Annotated in this window: 14 protein-coding genes; 4 read left to right on the plus strand and 10 right to left on the minus strand. The window is 40.0% G+C overall.

Features of this window, described 5'->3' with window-relative positions:
• Nucleotides 1–19: 19 nt before the first annotated feature.
• The 3 genes from AC04Q1_RS22520 to AC04Q1_RS22530 form a co-directional block, all read right to left on the minus strand.
• Nucleotides 20–1,951, minus strand: a complete 1,932-nt coding sequence (locus tag AC04Q1_RS22520; RefSeq protein ID WP_478366798.1) for a glycoside hydrolase family 88 protein — start codon at nucleotides 1,949–1,951, stop codon at nucleotides 20–22.
• Between the two features lie 4 nt (nucleotides 1,952–1,955).
• Nucleotides 1,956–3,629 carry a glycoside hydrolase family 28 protein gene (locus AC04Q1_RS22525; RefSeq protein ID WP_478366799.1) on the minus strand — a complete coding sequence of 558 codons (1,674 nt, stop codon included), beginning with the start codon at nucleotides 3,627–3,629 and terminating at the stop codon, nucleotides 1,956–1,958.
• A 159-nt stretch (nucleotides 3,630–3,788) separates the two neighbouring features.
• Complete coding sequence (locus tag AC04Q1_RS22530) at nucleotides 3,789–4,745, minus strand: pectinesterase family protein (RefSeq protein ID WP_478366800.1); 957 nt, start codon at nucleotides 4,743–4,745, stop codon at nucleotides 3,789–3,791.
• 476 nt (nucleotides 4,746–5,221) lie between these two features.
• Here AC04Q1_RS22530 and AC04Q1_RS22535 point away from each other — a divergent pair, with 476 nt between their 5' ends.
• A complete protein-coding gene (locus AC04Q1_RS22535; RefSeq protein ID WP_478366801.1) occupies nucleotides 5,222–6,862 on the plus strand; it encodes a glycoside hydrolase family 43 protein in 1,641 nt (546 codons plus the stop codon).
• Nucleotides 6,863–6,941: 79 nt separating this feature from the next.
• On the opposite strand, the gene AC04Q1_RS22540 is transcribed toward AC04Q1_RS22535, so the two are convergent.
• From AC04Q1_RS22540 to AC04Q1_RS22555, 4 genes are all read right to left on the minus strand, one after another.
• Nucleotides 6,942–7,376 (minus strand): carboxymuconolactone decarboxylase family protein, encoded by a 435-nt coding sequence (locus AC04Q1_RS22540; protein ID WP_478366802.1) that lies wholly within the window; start codon nucleotides 7,374–7,376, stop codon nucleotides 6,942–6,944.
• A gap of 284 nt (nucleotides 7,377–7,660) precedes the next feature.
• Nucleotides 7,661–8,230 carry a Crp/Fnr family transcriptional regulator gene (locus AC04Q1_RS22545; RefSeq protein ID WP_478366803.1) on the minus strand — a complete coding sequence of 190 codons (570 nt, stop codon included), beginning with the start codon at nucleotides 8,228–8,230 and terminating at the stop codon, nucleotides 7,661–7,663.
• 57 nt (nucleotides 8,231–8,287) lie between these two features.
• The gene (locus AC04Q1_RS22550; RefSeq protein WP_478366804.1) at nucleotides 8,288–9,070 is read right to left on the minus strand and encodes a GLPGLI family protein; all 783 of its coding nucleotides are present in this window, start codon (nucleotides 9,068–9,070) and stop codon (nucleotides 8,288–8,290) included.
• Nucleotides 9,071–9,076: 6 nt separating this feature from the next.
• On the minus strand, nucleotides 9,077–11,875 hold the full coding sequence (locus AC04Q1_RS22555) for an outer membrane beta-barrel protein (protein WP_478366805.1): 2,799 nt from the start codon (nucleotides 11,873–11,875) through the stop codon (nucleotides 9,077–9,079).
• Nucleotides 11,876–12,165: 290 nt separating this feature from the next.
• On the opposite strand from AC04Q1_RS22555, the gene AC04Q1_RS22560 reads away from it, so the two are divergent.
• Nucleotides 12,166–12,807 (plus strand): GIN domain-containing protein, encoded by a 642-nt coding sequence (locus tag AC04Q1_RS22560; protein ID WP_478366806.1) that lies wholly within the window; start codon nucleotides 12,166–12,168, stop codon nucleotides 12,805–12,807.
• Nucleotides 12,808–12,981: 174 nt separating this feature from the next.
• On the opposite strand, the gene amaB is transcribed toward AC04Q1_RS22560, so the two are convergent.
• Nucleotides 12,982–14,523 (minus strand): L-piperidine-6-carboxylate dehydrogenase, encoded by a 1,542-nt coding sequence (gene amaB / locus AC04Q1_RS22565; protein ID WP_478366807.1) that lies wholly within the window; start codon nucleotides 14,521–14,523, stop codon nucleotides 12,982–12,984.
• 134 nt (nucleotides 14,524–14,657) lie between these two features.
• Between amaB and AC04Q1_RS22570 the strand changes: the two genes are divergently transcribed.
• Nucleotides 14,658–15,542, plus strand: coding sequence for a TraB/GumN family protein (locus tag AC04Q1_RS22570; RefSeq protein ID WP_478366808.1), 885 nt, complete (start codon nucleotides 14,658–14,660; stop codon nucleotides 15,540–15,542).
• An 87-nt stretch (nucleotides 15,543–15,629) separates the two neighbouring features.
• Nucleotides 15,630–18,140 (plus strand): M1 family aminopeptidase, encoded by a 2,511-nt coding sequence (locus tag AC04Q1_RS22575; protein WP_478366809.1) that lies wholly within the window; start codon nucleotides 15,630–15,632, stop codon nucleotides 18,138–18,140.
• A 101-nt stretch (nucleotides 18,141–18,241) separates the two neighbouring features.
• Here the strand turns inward: AC04Q1_RS22575 and AC04Q1_RS22580 are convergent, their stop codons facing one another.
• Together AC04Q1_RS22580 and AC04Q1_RS22585 are read right to left on the minus strand one after the other, a co-directional pair.
• On the minus strand, nucleotides 18,242–19,135 hold the full coding sequence (locus AC04Q1_RS22580; protein ID WP_478366810.1) for a DUF1735 domain-containing protein: 894 nt from the start codon (nucleotides 19,133–19,135) through the stop codon (nucleotides 18,242–18,244).
• Between the two features lie 13 nt (nucleotides 19,136–19,148).
• Complete coding sequence (locus tag AC04Q1_RS22585) at nucleotides 19,149–20,654, minus strand: SusD/RagB family nutrient-binding outer membrane lipoprotein (RefSeq protein WP_478366811.1); 1,506 nt, start codon at nucleotides 20,652–20,654, stop codon at nucleotides 19,149–19,151.
• Nucleotides 20,655–20,656: the final 2 nt, after the last annotated feature.

A 20,656-nucleotide genomic window follows, 5' to 3' on the forward strand; every position in this document is an offset into this window, starting at 1 on the left:
CTATTATCTGTGGTTAAATCTACTTCTTTCCTGGAACCTGTTTAATCAGCCAGTTTACCAGATCATTCGTTGCCTTAAAATTTTCAAATTCAGCAGGCAATTTTCTTCCATCGATGTACTCATTGTAAAACCACGGATCCCCAACAGCGAAAACTGTTCCCTTGCCATATTTTGCTGTTGCGATGACCACATCACCTTTATCAGTTAGGGCAGAAACCGCAGGACTTTTGGCTACAATCGTCGAAATCTCTTTGATGTAAACTTTCCCGGCTGTTCTAAAAATTGAGTTGCCTGCCGGGATATTTACCGCACCTTGTTCAAAATTCGCACCCTGAACTTTGTTGCGGCTATCTTCGTTAAAATGGATACCAAACATTTCGGGCAATACATTGAATTTTGAGATTTCGCAGTTGCCTGCATCATTTAATAACAGTACCAAAACACCACCTGCTTTTACCCAATCACTGATCTGTTTGGCATGTGTGGTATTCATAAAGTTTGGATTCGCTGTTTCTTTCTCCGTATCAGGATCTACAATAATATAAATATTACTTCCTTTTAAGTTTGACGTTGTTGGCGCTGTTTTAAGGGTAGCGGTTTTTACGCCTGCATCGTTAAATACTTTTCCAAATAGTGAAAATCCATTGTTATCATCTTCTTCCCAAACATAATGGAAAGGGATTTTATCTCCGGTAGGGCCAGTTGTGTATTCATTATTGAAAAAATTATCGACAGTAACAGTTAAACCCTTGCCCGGTTTTGGCAGCATATCAGTTTCCATCTCGGCAGCAGCGCAAACAAATGCGCCCATGCCTTTCGGATCGTTGGTGATTACTTTTTCGCTGATGTAGTAATCGAAACTGCCATCGCGGTATTTAGGCTTTCCACCCAGGCCCGATACCGAAACGGTTTTGGTCAGGTTAATTCTTTCATTTCCTGCCTGTTCAACAAATTCTTTCTTTAACCCGGCATAGCCTTTATTCGCAGCAGCCATAAATGATGGTGCTAACCAACCTTTGCGTACGCCCTTGGCTAAACCATATACAAACATGCTTGATGCCGAACTTTCCAGATAGTTGCCTTTTCTGGTGGGCATATCTAAAATATCAAACCAAGCACCCGATTTCGGATCCTGGTATTTTACCGCAGCAGTTGCCGTACGGTTTAAAATGGCTAATAGTTCCTTTCGCTGTGGATGACCGGCTGGAAAATTATCCAGTACATCTACCAAAGCCATAATATACCAGCCCATTGCCCTGCCCCAGAAATTTGCTGAAAGGCCTGTTTTTTTATCGGCCCATTGCTCTGTTCTGCTTTCATCATAACCATGATAAAGTAATCCGGTCCTGGCATCGCGGGCATTCTTTTCCATCAGGATAAACTGCTTGGCAATATCATCGAAAGCAGCATCTTTTTTCATCAGCTTCGCATACTCCGCATAAAAAGGTTCACCCATATACAATCCATCCAGCCACATCTGGTTGGGGTAAATTTTCTTATGCCAAAAGCCGCCCTCTTGTGTACGTGGCTGTTTTTGTAGCTGATCGTATAATTTAGTAGCCGCTAACAGGTATTTCTGCTGTCCGGTAACTTTGTACAATAACAATAATGAACGGCCATTCTTGATGTTATCGATATTAAAATCTTCTGGTTTATAGGTAGTGATATTTCCCTCCTTATCTAAATAAGCGTCCATTGAACTTTGGATGTATTTAAAATATTTTCCATCTCCTGTATTGCGCCAAACCACTGCAGCGCCTTCTAAAACTACCCCCATATCATACGACCATCTTGGTCCTTTTGGCCCCTTTAATACCGTGGTATCCTGCCAAAGCTTTTCCATCGCAGTGAGGGTTAACTGTTCTGATAATTTTTTTTGGGCAAATCCACTTTGTGATAAAATGGAAAAACCAATGAGGGCAACCACTGTATATAGAATTGATTTCTTCATGTTGTTATTTTGAAATTTCCAATGCTTTTTTATCAACTTCCGTTGCCAGTAACGAAGCTGTTTTTGCCTTGGTAACATCTGTTCCCGTAATTTTTACACCTTTTGATTTTTCACCGCTTACATCAAACAGCACTTTACTGTTAACCGGGTAGGTGAGCTTGGTAATATTGATATCCGAGCCATTCCGGATCATCACAACCGGACTGGTATCTTCGGTAATCACATTTACATTCTTCAGGAAAATTCCTGCAGCCTCAATAATTTCAATTCCTTTTTTAGCTTTTATCGTTACGTTTTCGAGGTGGATGTCTTTGATGTTCATCTCCGGTAGTCCCCTGAAAAATATAGCTTTCCCGGCACCATTAGCCACTACATCTTTAATATAAAAGTTTTTAAACTGAGGCGTAGCTTCGGTAACCGGAACAGTTACGGTTTTGATCGCTTCACGTTTTTCGCCAGCCAGAGGCACCGGATCAACGGCAGCATAATACATATCGAACAAAATCGCTTCACCAGGAATATCGATCATATTGATATTGTTGATGTAAATATTTTCGACCACACCACCACGGCCACGGGTAGTTTTAAAGCGTAATCCGATGTCGGTACCGATAAATGAGCAGTCGTACACCCAGATGTTTTTCGCCCCACCACTCATTTCACTACCGATTACGAAACCACCATGTGCATGGTAAACCACATTATTTCTTACAATTACATTTTCTGTAGGCACGCCACGTTTGCGGCCTGCTTCATCTCTTCCCGATTTAATACAGATCCCATCATCGCCAACATCAAAGGTGCTGCCTTCAATTAGTACGTTTTTACACGATTCTACATCAACACCATCTCCATTCTGTGCAAACCAGGGATTTTTTACCTGTAAATTTCTTAGGGTTAAATCTTCACACAATAAAGGATGTAAATTCCATGCCGGTGAATTTTGAAAGGTAACACCCTCTAAAAGTATTTTTTTACAGCCCGTTAAAACCAATAAATTCGGACGGAGGAAATCTTTGATATCCTCATAATCCGCAGCTGTTCTACCAGCTACAATTACACCTGCGTTTTTTGTGTTGGAACCTTTAACTGTTTTTTCAGATGGGTACCACATTTTTCCATCTGTACTCACTATGCCACCTGATGCCACCAGGGTTTTCCACTGTGTTTCGGTGAGTTTATCTTTTTTAACCATACGCCAGGCACCGCCGTTACCATCAATAATACCTGTTCCTGTAATGGCGATGTTTTCAAGGTTGAGCCCCGAAATCGGGCTCTGGTTCCGCCACGCAGGCTGACCTTCCCAGTTCCCCTGAACAAGTCTGTATTGATTAAAATCGTCGGTAAACTGAAGGATCGCGTCGCGTTTTAAATGGAGGTTCACATTGCTTTTTAATTCGATTGGGCCAGTTAACCACAGGCCGGAGGGAATTAATACCACACCACCACCTTTTTGACTTACAATCGCAATGGTTTTATTGATACTTTGCGTATTTAAAGTAATACCATCTCCCTTTGCCCCTAAGCTCACGATACTTGTGGTATCTCTTTTAAATTTAACCTGCTGAATAAGGGGTAAGCTTAGCTTTTTTTGCGCCATGGCAGAACTTGCTGAAAATAAAACAAAGCAGGTCAGAGTTATTTTAATACGAGATAAACTACCAAAAATGTGTTTCATTATTTGCGCTGTTAAATTATACTTGGTTATTGTAATAACAAGTGTACGTTGTTTGCATGTAATATAGAAGAGAAATCTATGCAATCGTTGCCGGAACTTAAAGCAAAAAAGAACCTTATACAAGGTACTTAATAACTGTATATCAAACACTTAACACAACTATTTTACCTCCGGATCCCACCCACGGAAAACGTTTTCCAAAATATAAGCCTTATACTCCTCATCTGTTAATTGGTGCGACCAGTTTGCCCTGTTTTTTGGATCGCCCCCCTTTCCGGTATTTTTATATTCAGCATAATAAGCCGTTTTTTCGTTGCTTTCTTTTCCCCAGTTGTTCCAGCCTTCGGGGCGGATAACATCTGGTAGCTCACAGTTGAGATAAGCGACTTTTGCGTAAGGCCTCCATGGACGGCCCAAATAAAAACTATTGGCAGGAGCATCTCCCTTGATTTTGCATTTATTGAATACATAACCAAATTTTGTAGTATCGGCAGTTGAAGCAGCAGTAATATAGCCCGCCTTTTTGCAATAAATAGTACAGCTTTCGAACCAGGCGGTAGAAGCACCAAAAATGAAATCGACGGTTCCTTCTATATAACAGTTTTGATAATACTGACGGTTACTGCCTCCATAAGTGTAAAGTGTATCCTGAAAGCCCAGGAACCTGCAATTGGTGAAAATCAGTTTATCGCCACCTGCCCAAACCGCCACCGCCTGGCCTACCGGACCAGAGGAGTTTTCGAAGGTAATGTTCTCAGCAGAAAAACCTTCACCATAAATATAAAAGCTGGAGGAACCTGAAGTGCCTTTTTCTTCGCCAAAAGTATTTTTCTTCCGGGCATAATCATCATAGGTTAAAATCGTTTCATTTAAACTTTCGCCAATAAACTTTACATTCTTTTTAGAGGCGGCCAACACCAGCTTCTCTTTGTAAGTGCCTTTTTTAATAAAAATTATGGTTGTTTTATTCCTAAAATCAGGCACCGCATTGATGGCTTCCTGCACGGTTTTAAAGTTCCCGCTTCCATTGGCAGCTACCACAAAATCGGGTTTAGCCTCAAAGGCACCTGCTGCGAATGAAATCGCTAAGAGAAAGAACAAAATGCTCACTTTCATATTCATTTGGTTAGGCTTAAATTAAAATCGGCCACGTAAAAGTGTAAACTTCGTAACGCAGCCGTGTTTTAAAATATATGATGAACAATTTTAAACATTAATATCCATCAGAAAGAAATTTTTGTAAGATTAAACATTGCAAACGATGTCGGGAACGATTGCACAATAACCATTTGACTTAAAATAAAAAAAGGCTTAATCTTGTTGGGAGGAGAATTTGATAAAATACACCTGGCAATCCTTGAGCTTGTTAAGTACCTGTTTTAAATTTCGTCAAAGACGTTTCGACTAATGTTCCGATTTCCTGAGAGGTTCAATGTAAAAAATACGAGGTAAATTACAGATAGGAGATAGTCTCCGATCATAAGCCCCATACAGGATTAGCTTTGCTGAACACTTCGTGGTTCCCCCCTGCGCGGGTAATGACGTAAAATAAAAAAATAACTGACCAAATATTAAAAAAACATCGCTGCAAGATGAAATATCTATACCCTTCAATCCTGATTTTAAGTCTTGGTATAAATGTCTTTGCACAACAAGTGCCAAAAAGCCCATACGTTTCTAAAGTATGGGTAGCTGACCAGGGCAATGGAACCTATAAAAACCCGGTAATCAATGCCGATTATTCTGATCCCGATGCCATCCGCGTAGGAGATGATTTTTATATGATTGCCTCCAGTTTTGATGCGATACCCGGATTGCCGATTCTACATTCAAAAGACCTGGTGAACTGGCAACTCATTGGCCATGCGTTAAAACGCCAGCCCCCATTCGGGCATTTCGAAAAAACACAGCATGGCAATGGCGTTTGGGCGCCTGCTATCCGATACCACAATGGCCAATTTTACATCTATTATCCCGACCCTGATTTTGGCATTTACTTCACCAAGGCTAAAACAATAACCGGAGAATGGTCTGCTCCTAAATTGGTCGCAGCAGGTAAAGGATTGATCGATCCCTGCCCATTTTGGGATGAAGATGGCAAAGCTTATCTGGCTTATGCCTATGCAGGCAGTAGAGCAGGAATTAAAAGTGTGCTGGCGATTATGCCATTAACTTATGATGGCTCAAAAGCTTCAGAAACAGGCCACATTGTTTACGATGGCCACGAACTTGATCCGACGATTGAGGGACCAAAATTTTACAAGCGTAATGGTTATTACTATTTATTTGCGCCAGCAGGAGGAGTTTCTACAGGCTGGCAATTGATATTAAGGAGCAAACATATCTATGGTCCATACGAAAGAAAGGTAGTGATGGACCAGGGGAAATCTTCCGTGAACGGCCCACATCAAGGTGCCTGGGTAAACACACAAACCGGCGAAGATTGGTTTTTGCATTTTCAGGATAAGGATGCTTATGGCCGTGTGGTGCATCTACAACCTATGAAATGGATAAACAACTGGCCTGTGATCGGGATTGATGCAGATGGCGATGGAAAAGGCGAACCGGTTAATACCTACAAAAAACCAAATGTAGGGAAGATTCATCCTATAGCAACTCCGTTGGAGAGTGATGAGTTCGGATCATCAAAATTAGGCTTGCAATGGCAGTGGCAGGCAAATCCACAACCTACCTGGTTATTTACCGATGCGGATAGAGGGTTGTTAAAACTATATACGGCAAAAGTTCCTGATGAGGCTAAAAATCTTTGGGATACTCCAAATCTGTTGATGCAGAAATTTCCGGCTGATGAGTTTATGGCTACCACAAAACTCTTGTTTAAACCCAATCCAAAATTGGAAGATGAAAAAACGGGCCTGTTGGTAATGGGACGAAGTTATGCACAGATCAACATCAAGAGTAAAAAAGACGGATTATATCTGATGTATGGTGTTTGCCAAAACGCCGACAAGGGGAAAGCGGAGAATGAAAAAGAAATTGCCAGGCTGAAATCGGGTATGGTTTATTTCAGGGTCAAAGTTTCTATTGGAGCAAAATGCCAGTTTAGTTATAGTGAGGATGGGTTTAACTTCATCAATGTTGGCGATGAGTTTCAGGCAACTGCCGGGCAGTGGATCGGTGCAAAGATGGGATTATTTGCCATTAGAGAAACACAGACAAACGATTCGGGAATTGCAGAATATGATTGGTTTCGTGTACAGGCTTTAAAATAATCGCGATAATAATTTTACCACCAAGGCAGAGGATTTCGGAATCTAACTTGGTGCCTTAGTGGTTAAATTAAGCGACGATTTATCCTACCATCACTTTAGCGGTAATCGCTAATCTGTTCCATGCATTGATGGTTACAATAGCCATAATAATCTGTGCCAGTTCCTGCTCGCTGAAAAAGCTTGCCGCCTTTTGATAAACAGCGTCGGATACGTGATTGCTGATTAAAGTTACCTGTTCTGTTAAAGCCAAAACGGCCTGTTCCTGCTCAGTAAAAATTGTTGTTTCCCTCCATGCGTTTAACAGATACAAACGTTTCTCGGTTTCACCAATTTTACGGGCATCGGTAGAGTGCATATTCAAACAGAATGCACAGCCGTTAATTTGAGAGGCACGCATTTTAATCAGTTCTAAAAGGATCGGGTCCAACTTGCTGGTTGATAAATATTTCTCTAAACCATACATGGCCTGATATGCGGCAGGTTCTACTTTTGGGATATCAATTCTACTTTCCATTTTATTTGTTTTTTGATTACGATGTAAAGTTCGGTATCCTAAAAATCAAAAAACTTAATGTAGTTTAAGAAATGAATCGCTAACAACAAAGGGCACATTTTTTTGCCCCGGAAGCACGAATCTTATAGTGGGTAGCACAGCAAATATGTTGTTGTTTTTGCCACGGAAACACAGAAAGCATGGATAAATATAGTATGGGTATTGAAAAAGAAATGATCTGTGAGGCGACAGAACATGAACATCCTCTGTGTTTAACCTGTGCTTCCGTGGCTTTATATAGTAAACTATTTCTTTGCCCTGATCTTACTCAAAAACTCTGGGGTAAAGCCGAGATAGGAAGCCAGCATATACTGTGGCACACGCTGCACAAATTCAGGGAACAAACTGTTAAAATGACGGTATCTTTCTTCGGCAGTCTGGCTGTACAGGAATTTTATCCTTCGCTGCGAGGCTTGATGGTTTTTTTGCAGGATCAGCCTGAAATATCTTTCCAGTTTGGGCAGTTTACGGAACATATCATCATAATGATGGTGCTCAATGGCAATTACTTCTGTGGCTTCTGCCGCCTGGATATACAATTCGGACGGGTTTTGAAACAGAAAACTGGTGAGATCTGTAATCCACCAGTTTTCGATGGCAAACTGCGTGGTTTGTTCAGCACCTTTAATATCAATAAAATAGAGCCTCAAACAACCTTTTACCACAAAGTAATTGGCCCTGCAGGTTTGTCCTTCTTCCAATAAAAAGCTTTTCTTTTTAACCGGAAAAGATTTGAGCAATGGTGCAAGAATTTCCTGTTCATCGTTACTCAAATCTATAAATCTATTGATGTGGCTATAAAGTGCACTATACATTATTATGCTATTTAATACGCTAAAATAGGCATAATTATAAGAATGAAATATACCGCGTTAAAGTGAAAAAGCCTTATATATCGGATGCGCGTATTCGCCCCAGTTCTTCATTGCGCCTAATAGTATCGCTTTTAAACCTTTATTATCGGTGGGTTTTCCTTTTGTAGGTGGCACTAAGTCTTTCTCTGGTACCGCTACTTCAGTCACTTTTGTGGCAAACCAGGTTACATTTTCATGTGGCAGCGCTAAACCTAAAATCATGCCCGGTAACCCGGTAAAAGATTCAGGACCGCCCGAAACGGCTATCTGGTTCGAATAATAAGCCACCACATAAACCGAGTCCATAATAATGGCATTTGCCCTCCGGCAGTCGTAACCGGCGATTTCCCTTGTTTCGTCGGTAATTTTCCAGTTGATCTTACGCACACTATCCTTCACCAGATAAGTATCCTCGTACACACTCTTTTGCGTGGTACTGCTCTGCTGATCGAAATTTGTAGCGATGGTATTTTTTAGATCAGCCAGCACATCAGTAGATAGCCAGTTGTTGTTCATTGTTTCTTCTACCTTTTGCCATTTATACAGGCTTTTATCCTTGGTAAAACTCAGTGTGCTTTTAGCTGCTTTAAACTGAGGGCTATTCTTTTTATACTGATCAAAAGCATCGTTCATGTAGGTTTCATTGTCCTTATTGATCTTCTTTTTAATGATGGCATACATATTTGATCTTTTCTCAAATTCAATTACCCCATTTTGAACGAAGTGTACATTTTGGGCAAAAAGATCGCTGCTGATGAAAATAACAGCAAAAAGGATGATATATTTTAGTGTAGTTTTCATGATAAATTATTTTTGTGTTTTAATGCCGCCGCCCATTTTGCTGAAATCCCATGATAGTGAGAACATGAAATACCTTTGAATCGTAGTGTAACTGCTCTGACTAATGGTAGTATTTGATGCCGAACGGTCGAAACCAACATTTTGGTTTAAAATATCGTTTACACTTAACGAAAATTTCAGGTTTTCTGATTTGAAGAACTTTTTGGTTAGAGCCGCATTCCAGATAAAACGTTCAAAGCTTTCGGTAAGCACCTGTGTTTTTCCATTGTACTGATAATCACCATCTGTAGAAATTTCGATTTTCCCTGGTAACTGCACATTTCCTGATATATAACCGGCTAATCCCCATCCATCGCTGTTGCGGCCCACACTTACCCTGCTCATGTTATAGGTTGGACCAAAGCGGGAATAAAAACTATAACTTTTCTCTTTATATTTCGAAATGTTAAGTCCGCCACCGTATGTGTAGTTTTTGGTATTGTTTAAGTTCCGAATAAGATCTGTCGTAATAAAATTATACGAAGAACTCCCGTTGGCATCAATATTTAAACCAATGTTCATATCCAGCAAGCTTATTTTTCTACTGATCTGACCATATAGATAAAAGTTTGTCTGCATCTTATCGTTAAAGTTGACATATTTAAATGTACTCTTACCAACATTGTCTGTTGTTACATCGCTAATAATCGGATTTGAGGTAAAACTGTAAGAACCGCTCAGCCAGATCGACTGGTTGGTTAATACTTTATAAGAGTTATAATTCGCATTGATACTGCTTCTGAACGAAGGCCTTAAATCCTGGTTACCAACTACCACATTAAAGGGGTCATTATTTACCCTGACCGGCTGGAGCTGATCGAGCGATGGTTGGTTGGTATTTCCATTGTAACTAAGCCTGAACGACTTTTGCTGAGAAAAACGATATTGATAAGATGCCTGTGGCATATAGTTAACAAAGTTTCTTACATAAGTTCTGTTGTGGTAAACATCTTCCTGTTTAAAATTTACCCCGCTAAATTTAGAGCCGAAGTTGATTACCGTTTTGCCTTTTTTATAGTTGAAAATGGCACCCCCTTGATTGATGGTTTGGTTCAGCTCAAAATTATTACTGTAGAGCGTATCTAAAATATCGTAATCGCCGTTACCAGACTTATTAAATGATCTGCGGTCTGATTTTCCGTTCATCGAAGTCAACCCATAGTTTATAATTACCGTTAGCGTTTTTGAAAGTGGTTCGGTATAAGCTACGTTTAATTTGAAGGCATTATTGGTAATATCGTTAACCTTACGCTGGTTGGTAAGGCTATCTACTTTACCTGTTGAGGTTAAGCTGCTATTAAGCGAGTTTAAATATCCTTCGCTATTATTTTTATTGATAGACTGATTTAAGTTTAATGAAACCGTACGTCCTTTTTTCTTTAACTTCTTTGTAAGTAAAACATTCATGTTAAAATTCTGGTCATCTACCTCATTGCTTAAGGTTCTGTTTGATGAATTCAGAAAATTATTATTGCCATCGGTGGTTGAAGTTTTATAACTATTGGCCGTGTTACTTTTTTTCAAAGCCCCATCCACATTAACTTTCATGGTTAAAGTGGTATCGATTTTTATCTCATAGGTCGCATCCAGTTTTTGCTTAAACATATCGTTATCGTACGATTCGTCAGAAGTATTGTTCTGGATGCCTGATGATAAATTATTCTGGCTGATCGAATTTCTGTCCCCTTTCACCCTGATCGATCCGATTTTGTAATTGGTATTTAACGATTCTTTGTCTTTATTCCACTTATTGTCGAAATGCAAACCACCCGTTCTGGCCACAGGTAAACCCTGTCCGTTGTAGCGCCCGTCATAGCTGTCGAAATCGTCTCCGCCGCCGTAGCTAAAATACATCCCACCATCATCCGTCATCGTCATCCCGCCAGATCCACCATATTTATCGCGATCGTCCCAGCCTAAACCTACCGTTCCGTTATTGCCCAAGATACCGTAAGCAGAGAATTTCTTTTTGCCCCAGAATTTATTGAACATGGCCTGTCCCTGGTAAAAATCCCTGGTACCATAACCGCCCTGTACCTTACCAAAATAACCGTTCTTTTTATCTTCCTTAAGTTTAATATTCAGGGTTTTGGTTTTCTCGCCATCATCAATTCCGGTGAAACTTGCCTGATCGCTGGCTTTATCGTAAAGCTGAACCGATTCTACCATATCGGCACGGAGATTTTTGGTTACAAGCGTGGGGTCATCACCAAAAAACTCCTCACCATCTACCAATACCTTTGGTACGGTTTTACCTTGTGCGGTAATTTTACCGTCTTTATCTACCTGAAAACCCGGAAACTGCTTAATCAGGTCTTCAACTTTCGAATTTGGCTCGATATTATAGGCTTTGGGGTCAAACTCAGTAGTATCACCCTTAATTTTGATGGCAGTCCTGTTCCCCTTAATAATGACATCAGCCAGGATTTTTGCCATTCCGGTGAGGTTGATCTTTCCGTAATCTTTAATCTGGGTAGTAGAATCAAGTGTAAAATGATCTACAAAGTCCGCATATTTTGGATAGGACACCAGTAAGATGAACTTTCCATTTTTAATGCCGGTGAGTTCGAAAGAACCATTTTCTGCAGTTCTGGTAAATTTTACCAGTGTAGAATCTTTTGCGTTTAAAACGGCAACCGAAGTACCCGATAAAAGGGTTGTCGATGCCGTGTCAATCGTTCGGCCTTTAATCGTATGGAGGTTCTGTGCTTTCGAATAGGAGGAAATAAAAACAAGAAAGCACAACGAGAGTAATAGACGTTTCATAGAAGGATTTGGTTTTGTTTTCCGAAGATAAAACTAATCCGTTAGTTATTGGTAATGGTTTAACCTTTTTTAACATTATTACTTAATAGTCAGTATATCTTGTTATTTCCGACCATGCGATCAACCTGTTTTCGTATAGGTTATTTTGGCATTCGTCGATAAATACAATCGCATGGTATAATAGTAGCTAAAAGGCTGAAACGTTTTACACAGATCGTCGTCTTAATTACAAAACCACCTAATAATTAGGGATTTAAAAAAAGATCTATAAAACATAAAATATTAAAGTCATGAAAACTTCTATTAAAAACTTATTCGCAGCTGCATTGGTAATGGTTACCTTAAGTAGCGCAACAGTAGTGGCAAATGCTACAGAAAACAATGCAAACTATACTGCTTTAACCAAGGTGAAAAACATCAGCAAAATTGTGGTATCAGGAAACGTTAAATTGATCCTGGTTCAGGATGCCAAAGAAAGTGTTGAAGTTTACGATCAATACTATACTAAAAATGCTTTGGTTCAACAACAGGGTGCCGAACTTAGAATCAGTTCCTTTGAGAAAAATACCTTAACGGTAATTGCCCATGTGAATAACCTAACCAGTATTGAAGCTCAAAACACCGCAACAGTAACTACTGCCGGAGACTTCTATTTATTAAACTTAAGTATTGTTTTAGGTGATGATGCCTCAGCTGATATGAATGTGAATGCTGTTAACCTCACCACAGATGTAAAAGATTCAGCATCCTTAAAGCTTGAAGGCTCATCAGAAACCCATGTATCCATTAGCGGCATAGCGTCTAAAATTGAAACCGGCAAATTTACTGCTCAGGCAAATTGTATTAAATGGGTTGCCAAATCTGCAACAGCCAGCAACAATACATCGAGATATGAAGATTTGCCAGTAGATTTATTAGCAAAACTATTCTAACTCCATCATATATTTTACCCAAAAGGGTGCTGAATTTAATATTCAGCACCCTTTTTTTATTTTTGTCGTCATTGCGATAAGGCTTCTTCTGCCTAACGAAGAAATCCTACACATGTGGGTTATTAACTGTCGCATTAAGATTGCTTCGTTATGCTTCCCTCAATAACGATTCCTCTATAAATCAAATTTTATACCTTGTGCCAACGGCAAAGTATTCGAATAATTGATCGTATTGGTTTGCCTGCGCATATAAGCCCTCCAGGCATCCGATCCGCTTTCCCTGCCACCACCTGTTTCTTTTTCGCCACCAAAAGCGCCACCAATTTCAGCACCGGAAGTACCGATATTAACATTTGCGATACCGCAATCGGATCCTTTGGCTGAGAGGAACTGTTCTGCTTCCCTTAAATTTAAGGTCATAATGGCTGATGATAATCCTTGCGGCACTCCGTTTTGCAAGGCAATGGCTTCGTCTAGTGTTTTATATTTAATCAAATATAAAATCGGCGCAAATGTTTCGTGCTGAACGATTTTAAAATCATTCTGAACTTCAGCAATACAAGGTTTCACATAACAGCCACTTGCATAGGCATCGCCGGATAAAACACCACCTTCTACTACAAAATTCCCACCTTCAGCCTTGCATTTTGCTATCGAATCTAAATAGGCTGCAACCGCATCCGTATCAATCAATGGCCCAACATGATTGTTTTGATCTAAAGGATCGCCAATGCGTAATTGTCCGTACGCTTTTACCAGTTTAGCAGTGAAAGCATCATATACGCTTTCATGGATGATCAATCTCCGGGTAGAAGTGCAACGTTGCCCTGCGGTGCCCACCGCGCCAAATACAGCGCCGATTAAACTCATGTCCAGATCAGCATGTTCCGAAATAATGATGGCATTATTGCCACCCAATTCCAGCAAACTCTTTCCTAAACGGGCACCAACCGCAGCACCAACAGCTTTACCCATCCGGGTAGATCCTGTTGCAGAAATCAATGGAATACGACCATCATTCGTCATTAATTCGCCTACTGTTCTATCACCTAAAATTAAATTGCAAACGCCTTCAGCTATATCATTATCTTTAAAAACCTTTGCAATAATATGTTGACAGGCAATAGCTGTTAAAGGTGTTTTTTCTGATGGTTTCCAGATGCAAACATTACCACAAACCAGCGCCAATGCGGTATTCCAGCTCCAAACCGCTACCGGGAAATTAAACGCAGAAATAATGCCTACAATCCCAAGCGGATGCCACTGCTCGTACATGCGGTGACTTGGCCGTTCGCTGTGCATGGTTAAGCCATACAACTGCCGCGATAAACCCACGGCAAAATCGCAGATATCGATCATCTCCTGCACTTCTCCAAAACCCTCCTGTAAACTTTTCCCCATTTCGTAAGAAACCAGTGTACCCAGTGCATCCTTATTTTCACGTAAGGCATCCCCAAACTGACGCACAATTTCCCCTCTTTTGGGGGCTGGAACCGTACGCCATTCCTTAAATGCCGATTGTGCTTTTAACACCACCGCTTCGTAATCCGCACTGCCCGCAACTTTTCCCGTAGCAATCAGTTGACCATCAACAGGAGAAAAACTTTCCAAAGTATCTGTATTCGATTCCCCTCCCCAGATCCTACCTGTACTGTATGCTGCATTGCTGGCTTTAATGCCCAATTTGTTTAAAATGGATTGAATATCTGTAGTCATATCTGTAACGATTTACACAAAAAAACAAAAAAATAACAGAAAGGAGGTTAGATTTAAGGTCTTTAATTCTCATAATCTTTAATATCTTGCTTTAAAGTTAATTAAACGAAAAAAAGCTACCCGTTATCAAAAGCATGAAGAATATTAAACTACTACTCATATTTTTTTTAGGTTTCAGTTTTGTGCTACATGCTCAAACGAAAAAGGTTACCAATACTCTTTTATGGGAAATTTCGGGCAATGGCTTAAAAAAGCCTTCCTATTTATTCGGCACCCACCATTTAATCCGTAAAAAATTTGCGGATACGATGAAGGTCTTGCAGGAAAAATTAAACCTGGCCGATGCTGTAGTTGGTGAAATGATAACGGACAGCAGCACTCAAGAGAAGATGGGGCCATTTTTAATCATGAAAAACACCACACTAGATAGTTTATTAACAAAAACAGAATACAAAGAGGTAGAAGGTTATTTTAAAAGCAAACAACCGGATTTTGAATTAAAACAACTGAACAATTTTAAGCCTGCCATGATATCCTTAATGATCACGTTATTCGATAATCCAGACTTAATGGATAATGTAGGAAAGGAAGGAATGGATGATGGCTTTCAGCATGAGGCCAAAAAAAATGCAAAACCAGTATATGGATTAGAAACAGCCGAGTACCAGGCCTCCCTTTTATTCGATAATGATCTTCAGAATCAAAAAAAAGCTTTGCTAAAAGCTGTTAGAGAAGTTGATAAAAGCAAACTTAAAATGGAAGAACTAAAATCCGGTTATCTACATCAGGATATGGATAAACTTACAAAACTATTTAAGATCCAGGATGAAGAATCTAAAGAATTTATGACCGAACTCTTAAAAAACCGGAATAAAAGATGGCTGGATCAGCTGCCGGCCATGATGCAAAAGCAATCACTGTTTATCGCGGTAGGTGCCGGGCATTTAGTAGGCGATGAAGGCTTAATAAAAGGCCTGCAGGCAAAGCATTATATTTTAAAACCAATTGCAACGAACTAAAAAAAAGTAGATTACATTTGAGCTTTTAATTATCACAATTCTTAATATCTTGCTTTTAAAGATAACAGACTTATTAAATCTTAAAAAATGAATAAAAAATTTATGGCCTGTGGCGTAATTTTGGCTTCAGCTTTTATGGCAAATCCACTTTTCGCACAGGAACAACCGGTAGAAAAATCAAACAACCTAAGTGTGTACCGCGTAACGGCAACCAAGGTTAACGACCTGGTTCATACCAAACTTGATGTATCTTTCGATTACGCAAAGCGCTACCTGTACGGAAAAGAATGGCTTACCTTAAAGCCGCATTTTTATGCTACGGATTCGTTAACGCTCGATGCACAGGGTATGGACATTAAAACCGTTGCTTTGGTTGGCGCAAAAGGAAATACACCGCTTAAATATGTTTACAATGACAATAAACTTTATATCACATTAATTAAAAAATATACGAATGCCGAAAAGTACACCGTATATATTGCCTATACCGCAAAACCGGATGAGCTGAAGGTGAAGGGAAGTGCAGCCATCACCGATGCAAAAGGCCTGTATTTCATCAACCCCGATGGTACGGATAAAAACAAACCCACTCAGATCTGGACACAGGGCGAAACCGAATCATCGTCTGCATGGTTCCCTACCATTGACAAACCCGATCAGAAAACTACAGACGAAATTTCGATGACCGTAAAATCGAAATACACTACGCTTTCTAACGGAAAACTGGTGAGCCAGAAAGCCAATGCAGATGGAACCAGGACAGATACCTGGAAAATGGATCTGCCACATTCACCATACCTGTTTATGATGGCCGTGGGCGAATTTAAAGTAACAAAAGACACCTATAAGGGTAAAGAAGTGAGTTATTACCTGGAACCAAAATTTGCGCCCTACGCAAAGCAGATTTTCGGAAAAACGCCTGATATGATCCAGTTTTATAGCAATTTACTTGGCGTAGATTATCCATGGAACAAATATTCGCAAGTGGTGGCCAGAGATTACGTTTCGGGCGCAATGGAAAACACCTCAGCAACCTTACATGGCGAGCAGGTACAAAAAACAGATCGTGAACTGTTAGATGGCAACGAAGAAGGAACCATCGCTCACGAACTTTTCCACCAATGGTTTGGTGATTACGTTACTGCAGAGTCATGGTCAAACCTAACCATGAACGAATCTTTTGCCACCTTTGGCGAAGTCATCTGGCACGGGCACGATGCTGGCCAGGATGCGGAAGATAAGTCGCGTTACGATAAACTGCAATCCTACATTGGTTCGACTAAAAAGGGGGAGAGCCCGGTTTTGGCGCGTTTCTATTATGGCGATAAAGAAGACATGTTCGATAACATCAGTTATGCCAAGGGATCAATCATTCTGTATGCACTGAAAAACCAGATGGGCGATGCAGCTTTTTTTAAATCGCTTAACCGTTACCTTACCACCAATGCCTTTAAAAATGGCGAAACACATCAATTGCGCTTAGCGATGGAAGAGGTTACCGGTAAAGATTGGAGCCCTTATTTTAACCAGTGGTATTACGATGGCGGTCACCCGATTTTAAGCATCGATTATGGCTACGAAAACGGTAAAGCCACCATTAAAGTGAAACAGACTCAGGATTCGAGCGTTCAGACTTTCATTTTACCGATCAAAATTGACATTTATGCAGGCGGGCAGAAAATCAGAAAAGAAATACTGATCAATAGCCGCGAACAGAACTTTAGTTTCGACGTAAGCACTAAACCGGATCTGATCGACTTTGATGTAGATAAAATTTTGGTAGGTGAAACAAACGATAATAAAACCGCCGAAAACTATTATTTCCAGTATAAAAACGCACCTAGTTATGCCAATAGGATCGAAGCCCTTCAGTTTATTATGCAGAGCAAAGCCAACAGCGGTCAACAAGTACTTTTAGAGGGGCTAAAAGATAAATCAGCTGATTTACGTGCTTTAAGTATTGATGGGATTAACATCGAAGATGCAAAAATCAAAGCAGCCGCTTTACCGATCTTGCTTCAGATAGCCAAAACCGACAAAGACACCGAGGTAAGATCGGCAGCTATTGTAAAATTGGCTGAAACAAACGATCAAACTTATAAAGCTTTAATGAGCGAGAGCATAAAGGATAGATCTTATAAAGTAATTGCAGCAGGCATTGGTGGCCTGGCGAAGCTTGCCCCACAAGAAAGTATTTCGGCCTTATCATTGTTAGATGCCGATACGAAAGAACACATTGCGCCTTCTATTGCATCTTTGTACATCAGCGATCCAAAAGATGAGCACCAGGCATTTTATGAAAACATCATGCTTACCGGCGACCGCAATAAAATTTTCGCGGTAATTGGCCAATATTTTCAGTATTTAAGGGCAAATACTAATCCTGTTGTTACCGAAAAAGGGATAAACAACATCAGCAATGCCATCGAAAGGTTAAAATTGCAATCGTATTTAAACAAACAATTAGCAGGTGCCTACACCGCGACCGCCCAGGCAAAAACGCAACAGGCCGCAGCTGTAAACGGCGATGCGAAAGCTAACCTGAGCAAGCAGGCCGACCTGTTTAAAAAAGGTGCTGCAGATTTAGGAAAAGAATAATATTTGAACAGCAATAAATATATATTTTAACAAGGTAAAAAAAAGAGGCCCGTTTGAATCGATCAACCGGGCCTCTTTTTTTTAAGCTATAATGCTATAACTTATCTTATTGATACATAGGTAAGCGTATCGGTAGCCGATCGGCTTGTTGGACTTGCTCCCCACTTAAAAGAGATATAAAAGGTTTTGGTAGCCGGATCGTAACGGTTATCGTAAGCCGGATCGTTTGCTAACGTAGCGTTAGCTGTACTTTTCATGGTCACTTTATTGGTTGTAGGGTTAACATTGATGGTTAATCCATCAATACCACCTGCACCACCACCATCAGCCCAAATTTGAGCAAAATTGACAGCATTAGCACCATTACTCGACAAATCTTTACTTAAACCTTTATAAAACCCGGTTAAACCGCCAGTATCACCTTCTCTAAAGACATAACCTTTTAAAGTATATTTTCCATCATATTTATTTCTTACGGCTACTTTAATGACTACAGAGCCAAAATTTTTACTGATTACCTCTCCTGATGCATCCTTGATAATTACAGGTAAACCATAACTAATAGCCGGATCAAGTGCTGTACTTACAAACTTTACCGGAACCTGCACCCTGCGCTGGTTGGCAGGAATGGTAATGGTTGTTGGCATGGTAAAAGCATTCGATGGTACGATGGTTAAAGGTGCATCTGTATGGGCCGCATTATAAGCAGCAAGTACAGCTGGATCAACAGATAAAGTTACCTTAATATCAGTAGGCTTTGTACTTGAAGCCGCATAGTTGATGTAATAAATGTAATCGCTTGGTGTATCTTGTTGAATAAGCGAAGTGCTTAACGAATTTACACTACCATCACCAACAGGTGAGCCAACAGGGATTTCTACAACCGGGGTTGTTGACGAGAAATCAGGCTGCTCATTTTTATTCTTTAGACAAGATGATAGACTTACCACGCATAACGTTGCAATGAGTCCTTTGAATATATTTTTATTTTTCATCGTTTTACTTGATTTATTTAACATCCCAGAAGATTCTAGAAGTAAACTGGTTAATTGTACCTTCTGCAATTACGTTAGCAGAGTTGGTGTTGTACTCGCGTTGCGGATACAACATCCTTACAGGAATTTTCTTTGTCGTTACTGTAGAGGCGATAGAAATCGGCATATCTGCAGGAAGTTCCAAACGTCTGTAATCTGTCCAGGGCTCGATATCATTTGTACCGTTCATGGCAGCCCATTTCTGTTTAATAATCAGGGCCAGTTTATCGGCGTCTTTTGCAGGCCATTTTGCAACATCCTGATCAGTTAAGTAGGTTGTTGCTTCTTCTTTACTTAAGCCTAAGTATATAAAGTTGGCACTTACTGCATCTTTATAAATGGTTTCAGCGTTGCCGCTAAGGTATCCTCTATGCGCAGCTTCTGCCTGTAAGAATAAACTTTCAAAATCTGTAAAAATTGGCTGAGATTGATTAAATGCTTTTAAAACGCCTTTACCAATACCAGAAACTGTAGTTAATGTTTGATCAAAATTTACATCCTGCCCCCATACCAAACTTACATATGTACTTCCAGCACCATCATTTACGGTACTGTAAAATTTGCCTAACCGGGGATCATTATTATTTTTAAGGAAATCCATACCATAGGTACTCGCCAACATGTAAGTATGAGATGAGGTTTTTTCACCATTGGCAGCGTAACCATAAACGGCCCAAAACGGATTTTGCTTACCCGAAGTATTCAGATATCCGGGATTGTTAAACATTCCATCACCAGTTCCGATGTATCCAAATCCGTTTGCAGTAATCTTTGCAATCTCATCTTTGATATATTGTTCTCTGCCAGGCATTTCAGATTGACGCAAAAGAATCCTCAATTTTAAGGTATTGGCGAATTTACCCCATTTTTGCAGGTTTCCTTTGGCATAAATATCTGCAGTAACATCTGCCGGGCTAACTGTTGCCGTTTTAAATAAATTTGCAGCAGTGTCTAGCTGTTTCGCAAGATCTTCGTAAATCGCTTGTGCCTTGTCATATTTGGGATTAAGGAAAGAGGTATTTTTGGATGCTTGCGTATAAGGCACATTGCCATAAAAATCTACCAGGTACTGATAATCCCAGGCTTTCATTGTTTTCGCTATCCCCAGGTAAAAGTTTTTACCAGTTGCTTTGCTCTGTGTTTCCAGATAGGTCCAATCATTAAGATTATCGTAAAGGTTGGCCCAAAGTGTGGTAGAACCACCCCAATTGGTGGTAAAATTATAAGAACGTTCCTCATACCAACCAGAAACACCACCCGGTGTCATCCAGTAGTTCATCCACAAGGCAGCAAAACTATAAAACACAGACCCTCCCGTAGTATAAGCAGCGGTATTATTTAATGCACCAGTTAAAATTAATGCTGGATTAACATTCGTTGGCTTATTCGGATTATCATTAATGTCTAAAAATCCTTTTTTACAGGCACCCAGCAATAATACTGCCGCTACTGTAAATATGTATATTAATTTCTTTTTCATGT

Source organism: Pedobacter humicola (assembly GCF_056490705.1).